Annotated in this window: 5 protein-coding genes; 2 read left to right on the forward strand and 3 right to left on the reverse strand. The window is 75.1% G+C overall.

Annotation, left to right across the window (positions count from 1 at the left end):
• From ACYVI6_RS17290 to mfd, 3 genes are all read right to left on the reverse strand, one after another.
• Positions 1-1,007, reverse strand: a 1,007-nt coding sequence (locus ACYVI6_RS17290; protein WP_460447554.1) for a nucleoside triphosphate pyrophosphohydrolase, incomplete at its 3' end; no start/stop codon positions are given.
• A 10-nt stretch (positions 1,008-1,017) separates the two neighbouring features.
• Positions 1,018-1,608, reverse strand: coding sequence for a SurA N-terminal domain-containing protein (locus tag ACYVI6_RS17295; protein WP_460447555.1), 591 nt, complete (start codon positions 1,606-1,608; stop codon positions 1,018-1,020).
• Positions 1,609-1,627: 19 nt separating this feature from the next.
• Positions 1,628-5,236 (reverse strand): transcription-repair coupling factor, encoded by a 3,609-nt coding sequence (mfd, locus tag ACYVI6_RS17300; RefSeq protein WP_460447556.1) that lies wholly within the window; start codon positions 5,234-5,236, stop codon positions 1,628-1,630.
• Positions 5,237-5,406: 170 nt separating this feature from the next.
• Here mfd and ACYVI6_RS17305 point away from each other — a divergent pair, with 170 nt between their 5' ends.
• Together ACYVI6_RS17305 and ACYVI6_RS17310 are read left to right on the forward strand one after the other, a co-directional pair.
• Positions 5,407-7,167 (forward strand): DUF4012 domain-containing protein, encoded by a 1,761-nt coding sequence (locus tag ACYVI6_RS17305; RefSeq protein WP_460447557.1) that lies wholly within the window; start codon positions 5,407-5,409, stop codon positions 7,165-7,167.
• Between the two features lie 129 nt (positions 7,168-7,296).
• The gene (locus ACYVI6_RS17310) at positions 7,297-7,599 is read left to right on the forward strand and encodes a cytochrome c-type biogenesis protein (RefSeq protein WP_460447558.1); all 303 of its coding nucleotides are present in this window, start codon (positions 7,297-7,299) and stop codon (positions 7,597-7,599) included.
• The last annotated feature ends 409 nt before the right edge of the window (positions 7,600-8,008 follow it).

Raw genomic sequence — 8,008 nt, forward strand, 5'->3', positions numbered from 1 at the left:
GCGGCCTCCTCGGCGCGCGAGGCGGCCTCGACCGCGCGCAGGCCGGCCCGCAGCACGCCTTCGGCGTCACGGCCCTCGTCGCGAGCGCGACGCACCAGGGCGAGGAGCTCGTCGGCCAGAAGGTCGCCCGAGCCGGCGGTCGCCAGGCCGGCCCGCTCGATGCGCCCGAGCAGCTTGTCGGCGCGGGCGAGCGCGGGCAGCGCCACCGGCACGCCGTCGAGCACGCTGTCGCGCTGCTGCTCGACCGCCTTCAGCTCGTCCCAGCGGGCCTGCACGCCGTCCGCGGTGCCGGTGCCGTCGTGGTCCGACGCGTCCGACCCGGGCTCGGCGAAGACGTGCGGGTGCCGGCGCACCAGCTTCTCGACCAGCCCGGCCGCGACGTCGTCGACGTCGAACGGCTCGGTCGGGTGCTCGGCCGCCACGCGGGCGTGGAACACCACCTGCAGCAGCACGTCGCCGAGCTCCTCGCGCACGTGCTCGCGGCCCGCGCCGCCGTGCTCGGCCATCGTCTCGATCGCCTCGGCGGCCTCGTGCGCCTCCTCCAGCAGGTACGGCACCAGGCTGTCGTGGGTCTGCTCGGCGTCCCACGGGCAGCCGCCCGGCGAGCGCAGCCGGTCCATCACCGCGACCACGTCGAGCAGCCGCGCACCCGGCACGTCGTGGCTGCCGACGAGCACCTCGACCTCGGGCACCGCCGCGGTGACGGCACGGCGCGACAGCTCGTTCGCCAGCGCGTCGGTCAGCCCGGGGTCGCCGTCGGGCGACCCGACCCACACGACCGTGCCCGCGTCGGCACGCCGCAGCAGCTCGCGGGAGAGCGCCCCGGGGTCGAGGTCGAGCGCCTGCACCGGCACGGCGGACGACGCGACCGCGGCCGGCTGCTCGTCGTCGACGTCGCGGCACAGCACGTCGTCGGCACGCTCGAGCGCCTGCCAGGCGGCGCGGCTCAGCAGGCCGGGAGCCACCCGGGCAGAGGTCAGCAGCAGCTGCAGCGACCCACCCGGCACGGCGAGGCGCTCAGGGGGTGGCGGACGGCTGGGCGGAGGCCGTCGGCGACGGGGCCACCTGCCAGTTGGGGGCGGTGTCGACGATGTCGACGGACTTGGTGTCGAAGCGCCCGTAGCGCGGGGAGATGCGCACCTTGGCCTTGAGCAGGTCCTGCTGCACGGCCTGCAGGGCGTTCGCGCCGGACGGCGACTGCTGCAGCCGCTGCAGCGACACCAGCGTGCGCAGCGCGTCGACCGCCTGCGGGTCGGGGTTCTTCGTCGCCGGCAGCTGCGCGGCGACCTCGGAGTCGGAGACCCCGACGCCGGCCTGCTGCGCGCGCTGGGCGACGTACGGGCGCAGCACGAGCAGCAGCAGCACGGTGCGCTGCAGGCCCTGCGCCTGCGCGTTCTGCGGGTTGCCGGCCTTGAGCCCCTCGACCGCCTGGTCGAGCTGCGCGGTGGTGATGCGGCGGTCGCCGACCACCGCGGCGGCACCGGCCTCGCGGGGGCTGCACGCCGCCATGGTCGCCGCCAGGGCCCCCGCGGCCACCGTCGCGGTCAGCCCGCGGGCGATCCGCCCGGGCACCCGCAGCGTCCGGCTGCCGTCCTGTCTCGCGCTCACGCCGATCCCTTCGAGTCCTCTACCGGGCGCCGACGGCCGCGGCACGTGCCACGTCGTCGAGCAGCACCGCCTGCACCAGCTCGCGGGCCCACCCTAGGACCTCGGCGTCGCGCAGCGGGCGGCCGCCGACCCGAGCCGTGGTCGGCGCGGGCACCTGGATCGTACGGACCGCGGCCCGCACGGTCGTGCCCGGGTAGAGGCGGGTCAGCCGCAGCTGCTGGCTCTCGCGCAGCTCGACCGGCGCGAAGCGCACCGTGCGGCCCTGCACCGCGATCTCGGTGAGCCCGGCCCGCCGGGCCAGCACCCGCAGCCGCGCCACCTCGAGCAGGTTCTCGACCTGCACGGGCGGTTCGCCGTAGCGGTCGACCAGCTCCGCCCGCACGGTGTCGACGGCCTCGTCGGTGTCGGCGTCGGCCAGCTTCTTGTACGCCTCGAGCCGCAGCCGCTCGCCGGGCACGTACGCCTCGGGCAGGTGCGCGTCGACCGGCAGCTCGACCTTCATCTCCGCCGCCGGCTCGGCGCCGTCGCCTCGGTAGTCGGCCACCGCGTCGCCGACCATGCGGATGTAGAGGTCGAAGCCGACGCCGGCGATGTGGCCGGACTGCTCGCCGCCGAGCAGGTTGCCGGCGCCGCGGATCTCGAGGTCCTTCATGGCGACCGCCATGCCGGACCCGAGGTCGGTGTTCTGCGCGATGGTCTCGAGCCGGTCGATGGCCGTCTCGGTGAGCGGCTTGTCGGGCGGGAACAGGAAGTAGGCGTAGGCCCGCTCGCGACCACGGCCGACCCGGCCGCGCAGCTGGTGCAGCTGCGAGAGCCCGAAGTGCTCGGCGCGGTCGAGGATCAGCGTGTTGGCGTTGCTGATGTCGAGGCCGGTCTCGACGATCGTTGTGCACACCAGGACGTCGAAGCGCTTCTCCCAGAAGTCGAGCACCACCTGCTCGAGCTGGTGCTCGCCCATCTGCCCGTGCGCCGTCGCGATGCGCGCCTCGGGCACCAGCTCGCGCAGCCGCGACGCCACCCGGTCGATCGAGGCCACCCGGTTGTGCACGAAGAAGACCTGGCCCTCGCGCAGCAGCTCGCGCCGCACCGCCGCCACGATCTGCTGCTCGTCGTAGCCGCCGACGAACGTCAGCACCGGGTGCCGCTCCTCCGGCGGCGTCATGAGCGTCGACATCTCGCGGATGCCGGTGACCGCCATCTCGAGGGTGCGCGGGATCGGGGTGGCGCTCATGGCGAGCACGTCCACCGCCGTGCGCATCGCCTTGAGCTGCTCCTTGTGCTCGACGCCGAAGCGCTGCTCCTCGTCGACGATGATCAGGCCGAGGTCCTTGAAGCGCACCTCGCTGCCGAGCAGCCGGTGGGTGCCGATGACGACGTCGACCGAGCCGTCGCGGACGCCCGCCTTGACCAGCTCGGCCTCCTTGTCGGACTGGAACCGCGACAGCGCCTTCACCGTCACCGGGAAGTTCGCGTACCGCTCGCTGAAGGTCTGCAGGTGCTGGTTGACCAGCAGCGTGGTGGGCACCAGCACCGCCACCTGCTTGCCGTCCTGCACCGCCTTGAACGCCGCCCGGACGGCGATCTCGGTCTTGCCGTAGCCGACGTCGCCGCAGATCAGCCGGTCCATCGGCACCGAGCGCTCCATGTCGCGCTTGACCTCGTCGATCGTCGCGAGCTGGTCGGGCGTCTCGACGTAGGCGAACGCGTCCTCGAGCTCGCGCTGCCACGGGGTGTCGGGTGCGAACGCGTGCCCGGGCGAGGCCATCCGCGCCGAGTACAGCCGGATGAGCTCACCGGCGATCTCCTTGACCGCCTTGCGCGCGCGGCCCTTCGTCTTCGCCCAGTCGCTGCCGCCGAGCTTGTTCAGCGTCGGCGCCTCGCCCCCGACGTACTTCGTCACCTGGTCGAGCGCGTCGCTCGGCACGAACAGCCGGTCGCCGGGCTGGCCGCGCTTGCTCGAGGCGTACTCGATCACCAGGTACTCGCGGGTGGCGCCCTGCACGGTGCGCTGCACCATCTCGACGAACCGGCCGACGCCGTGCTGCTCGTGCACGACGTGGTCGCCGGGCTTGAGCTGCAGCGGGTCGACGACGTTGCGTCGCCGCGACGGCATGCGCCGCATGTCCTTCGTGCCCTGGCCGGCCTGACCGGTGAGGTCGGTCTCGGTGAGCACCGCCAGCTGCAGGTCGGGCGCCACGAAGCCGCGGCCGAGGCTGCCGGTGCCGACCAGCACCGTGCCGCCGACCGGCGCGGCGTCGACGCCCTCGACCAGGCGCGCCGGCACCTCTCGCTCGCCCATCACCTCGACGACCCGCTTGGCCAGGCCCGAGCCCTCGGTGACGACGACGACCTTCCAGCCCTCGTGTGTCCAGCGGCTCAGGTCGGCGACGGCGGCCTCGGTGTCGCCGCGGTACGACTCCGCCTCGCGCAGCCCGAGCGCCAGCGTGGCGGTGTCGGTCTCGTCGCGGGCGGTGACCTCGGCGTCGGCGCCGAACGAGCCGACGGTCCACCACGGCGTGCCGATGGCCGCGGCGTGTTCGCGCACCTCGGCGATCGAGCGGAACGACGCCGTGCCGAGCACCGCCTCGAGGTCGACCGGGGCCGATCCGGCGCTGGCGCTCGACCAGCTGGCGGCGAGGAACTCCTGGCTGGTGGCCACCAGGTCGTGCGCCCGCGCCCGCACCCGCTCGGGGTCGCAGACCAGTACGTGCGCGTGCTCGGGCAGCACGTCGAGCAGCGACTGCATGCTGTCGACCAGGGCCGGCGTGAGCGACTCCATGCCCTCGACGGCGATGCCCTCGGCGACCTTGAGCAGCAGGTCGCTGACGCCGGGCAGCTGGTTCGCGAGCGCCCTGGCCCGCTCGCGGACGTCGTCGGTGAGCAGCAGCTCGCGGCACGGCGGCGCCCACAGCCCGCCGGGCGCCAGCTCGAGGCTGCGCTGGTCGGCGACGGCGAACCACCGCACCTCGTCGACGGTGTCGCCCCAGAACTCGACGCGCAGGGGGTGCTGCTCGGTCGGGGGGAAGACGTCGAGGATGCCGCCGCGCACGGCGAACTCGCCGCGCCGCTCGACCAGGTCGGTGCGGGTGTACGCCGCCGCGGACAGCCGGGCGGCGGCGTCCTCGAGCGCGATGTCGTCGCCGGTGCGCAGCCGCACCGGCTCGAGGTCGCCCAGCCCGGTCACGATCGGCTGCAGCAGCGCCCGCACCGGCGCCACGACCACCGAGACCGGGCCGGCCACCTCGTCGGGCTCCTCCTGCGCGGTCACCGGGTGGGCGAGCCGGCGCAGCACCGCCAGGCGGCGGCCGACGGTGTCGCTGCGCGGGCTGAGGCGCTCGTGCGGCAGCGTCTCCCACGCCGGGAAGTCGACGACCGACTGCCCGGGCAGGAAGCAGCGCAGCGCCGAGGCGAGATCCTCCGCCTCGCGACCGGTCGCGGTGACGGCCAGCACCGGACGGCCGACGCCGTGCGGTGCCCGGGCGGCCAGCGTGGCCACGACCACCGGCCACGCGCCGGACGCCGCCACGAGGTCGAGGGTCGCGGGCGAGGCGCCGGACGCGGCCAGCTCGCGGGCGCGGGCGACCGGCTCGCCGGCAGCGAGGGCGTCGAGCAGTCCAGTGAGGCTCATGGCTCCTGCGTTCGTGGTGGGGGCAGCACGACTGGCCGCCACCCGGCGTCGGGGGACGGTCGCTCGCGCCGTGGCGATCGTACGTCGGTGCACCGACAGCGGCCGCCCGCGCGCGGGCCGAAAGGCCCAAGCACCTGCCGGACGTCGGACCGCGCCGTTAGCCTCTCCGGGTGCAGGCCACCCAGCTCGACCTCGCCGACGACGAGGACCTCGACACCCGTCGTCGCCCGGCCGCGAGGGTGGCGGTGCGCGTCGTGCTGCTCCTGCTGCTGCTGCTCGTCGTCGTGCTGGCGGTCGAGGCCGTGGTCGCGGGCCTGTCGCTGCGCTCGGCGCGCGACGACGGCGACCGGGTGCAGGCCGCCCTGAGCGCGGGCGACGTCGGCGCTGCGGGCGACGGCGTGGTCTCCCTGTCGCGGCACCTCGGCCGCGCCGACACCGCGCTGTCCGGGCCGCACTGGGTGCTGCCCGAGGCGCTGCCGGTCGTGGGCGACGACCTGAAGGCGGTGCGGCGCACCGTCTCCGCGCTGCACGACACCGTCGACGGCACGGTCGACCCGCTGCTCGGCGTGGTCGGCACGCTGCAGGACACCGCTCGCCGCGAGGACGGCAGCATCGACACCGACCGGTTCGCCGTGCTGAGCGCGGACGTCGCGCGCGCCGCCCCGCCGGCCCGCCGGTCGGCCGCCGCGGTCGACGAGATCAACCTGCAGGGCGTCGCCGAGCCGCTGCGGCAGCCGCTGGGCCGGGCCCGCGACGCGGTCGACCTGGTGAACGACGCCGTCGAGACCTCCCGCAACGGGCTCGTGGTGGCCACCGCGCTGCTCGGCGCGGACCACCGCACGAGCATGCTCGTCGGCGTCCAGAACCTGTCCGAGGCCCGCGGCAGCGGCGGCCTGGTCGGCGCACTGGCCCTGACCAGCGCCGACAAGGGCCACCTCGAGCTGACGACCACCGACGTGAACGACTCGCTCGTGCGGTTCAACACGCCGTCCGACGAGCTGCCCCGCGGCCTGGCGAAGCTGTACGGCGAGGACGTGCGCGACGTGCGCAACGTGAACGTCTCGCCCGACTTCCCGACCGGTGCGGCGCTGCTGGCGGGCACCTGGCGCCGCTACGCGGCCGCCGAGGACCGGCCGGCGCTGCCGGCCGACGCGACCGTCGTCACGATCACCCCCCGCGCGCTGTCGCGGCTGCTGTCGGTGACCGGTCCGGTGAAGGCGCCCGGCGGTCCGCCGATCACCGCGCAGAACGCGGCCGGGCTCTTCGGCGACGAGGTCTACACGCGGATCCCCGACCTCGACGAGCGCAACCGCTACGTGCAGGGCGTGCTGCAGGCGGTGTTCCAGCGCCTCACCACCAGCGACGTCGACGTGCTGCAGCTGGTGAACGCGCTCCGCTCCTCGACCCGCGCGGGCGACCTCATGGCGTGGAGCCCCGTGCCCGCGGTGCAGCAGTCCTTCACCACGCTCGGGGCCTCGGGGTCGCTCGGCACCCCGGACGGCACCACCGCGAAGGTCTCGCTGGTGAACACCGACGGCTCCAAGCTCGACTACTGGAACCAGGTCGGCATCACCCTCGACCCCGGGCGCCGGCTGCAGGTGTCGGTGCGCAACGGCGCGCCCGCCGAGGTCGCCGACTACGCGCGCAACCACCTGCCCGGCGCCGACCCCACGACCCACCAGCTCGTCGTGCAGGTGCACCTGCCGCCGACGGCCGGCGTCTCCCGCGTGCGCCTCGACGGGCGCACCGTGAAGGTGGCCGACGGCACCGAGCAGGGGTGGAGCGTGCTGCGGGCGACGCTCACCGTGCCGCGCGGCGAGACCCGGCGGCTCGAGCTCGACCTGTCCGGTGGCCGCCGCATGGTGCACGTCGACCCGCCGCTGACGACGTCACGCACCGTGGTGACGGTGCGCCCCGACGCCGCTCGGTAGCCGCGCCCACGACGCAGGGTCACGGTGCGTGCCCCGTTCGGCCGTCTTCCTGCGCGGGGCGAACCCGAACAGGTAGCGTTCCGTCGAGCAGGCAGAGCGCCTTCCACTGCATCGAGTAGGGGTCCATCCATGCGCAGCACCGTCCGTCGTTCCGCCGCCGCCGCGGCTCTGTGCGTCGCCGCCGTCGTGAGCGTGCCCGCCGCCGCCATGGCCGCGGGGAACGACGACTACCCGGCCTCCACGCCGTCGGTCACCGTCTCCGGCGTCTCGGTCGCCGCGAACGACGCCGAGGTCGCGAACACCAGCGCCAGCAACGCGGCCCTGCCGCGCACCGGCACCGACGTCGCCGTCTGGGGCGGGGCCGGCCTGGCCCTGGTCGTCGGCGGCGCGCTGCTCGTGACGGCCACCCGCCGTCGCGGCGTCCGCGCCTGACGCAGCACCCGCACCACTCGCTCCACCCCGCTCGCCGCCCCGTCACCGCACCGCCGGTGACGGGGCGCGGTGCGTCCCGGGCCGTCCGCTGGGCCGGACGAGGCGACCGGCCACCCACGGTGACCGCATGGCCCGGACTGACTAGTCACCTCGGCGGCGCGACGTGCGTCACACGCACGCGGCCGCTCGTTGCTCCACACGGATGAACGGCTCGGGGCCGTGCTTCAGGTGGGGTGTGACTAGTCCGGTGTTCGGGTATGGCCCGAGACACCCACGCCGCGATCTGCGCGACGGCCCGGACCCCGCGGCACCGCGCGGCGGCCGGCACCGACGTGCCCACCACCCGCGTGCTGCGCCTGCCCCGGGCCGTGCGCGGCGCCGGTGTCGTGGGCCGGCTGGCAGCCGGCGC

It is taken from the genome of Angustibacter aerolatus (assembly GCF_054776675.1).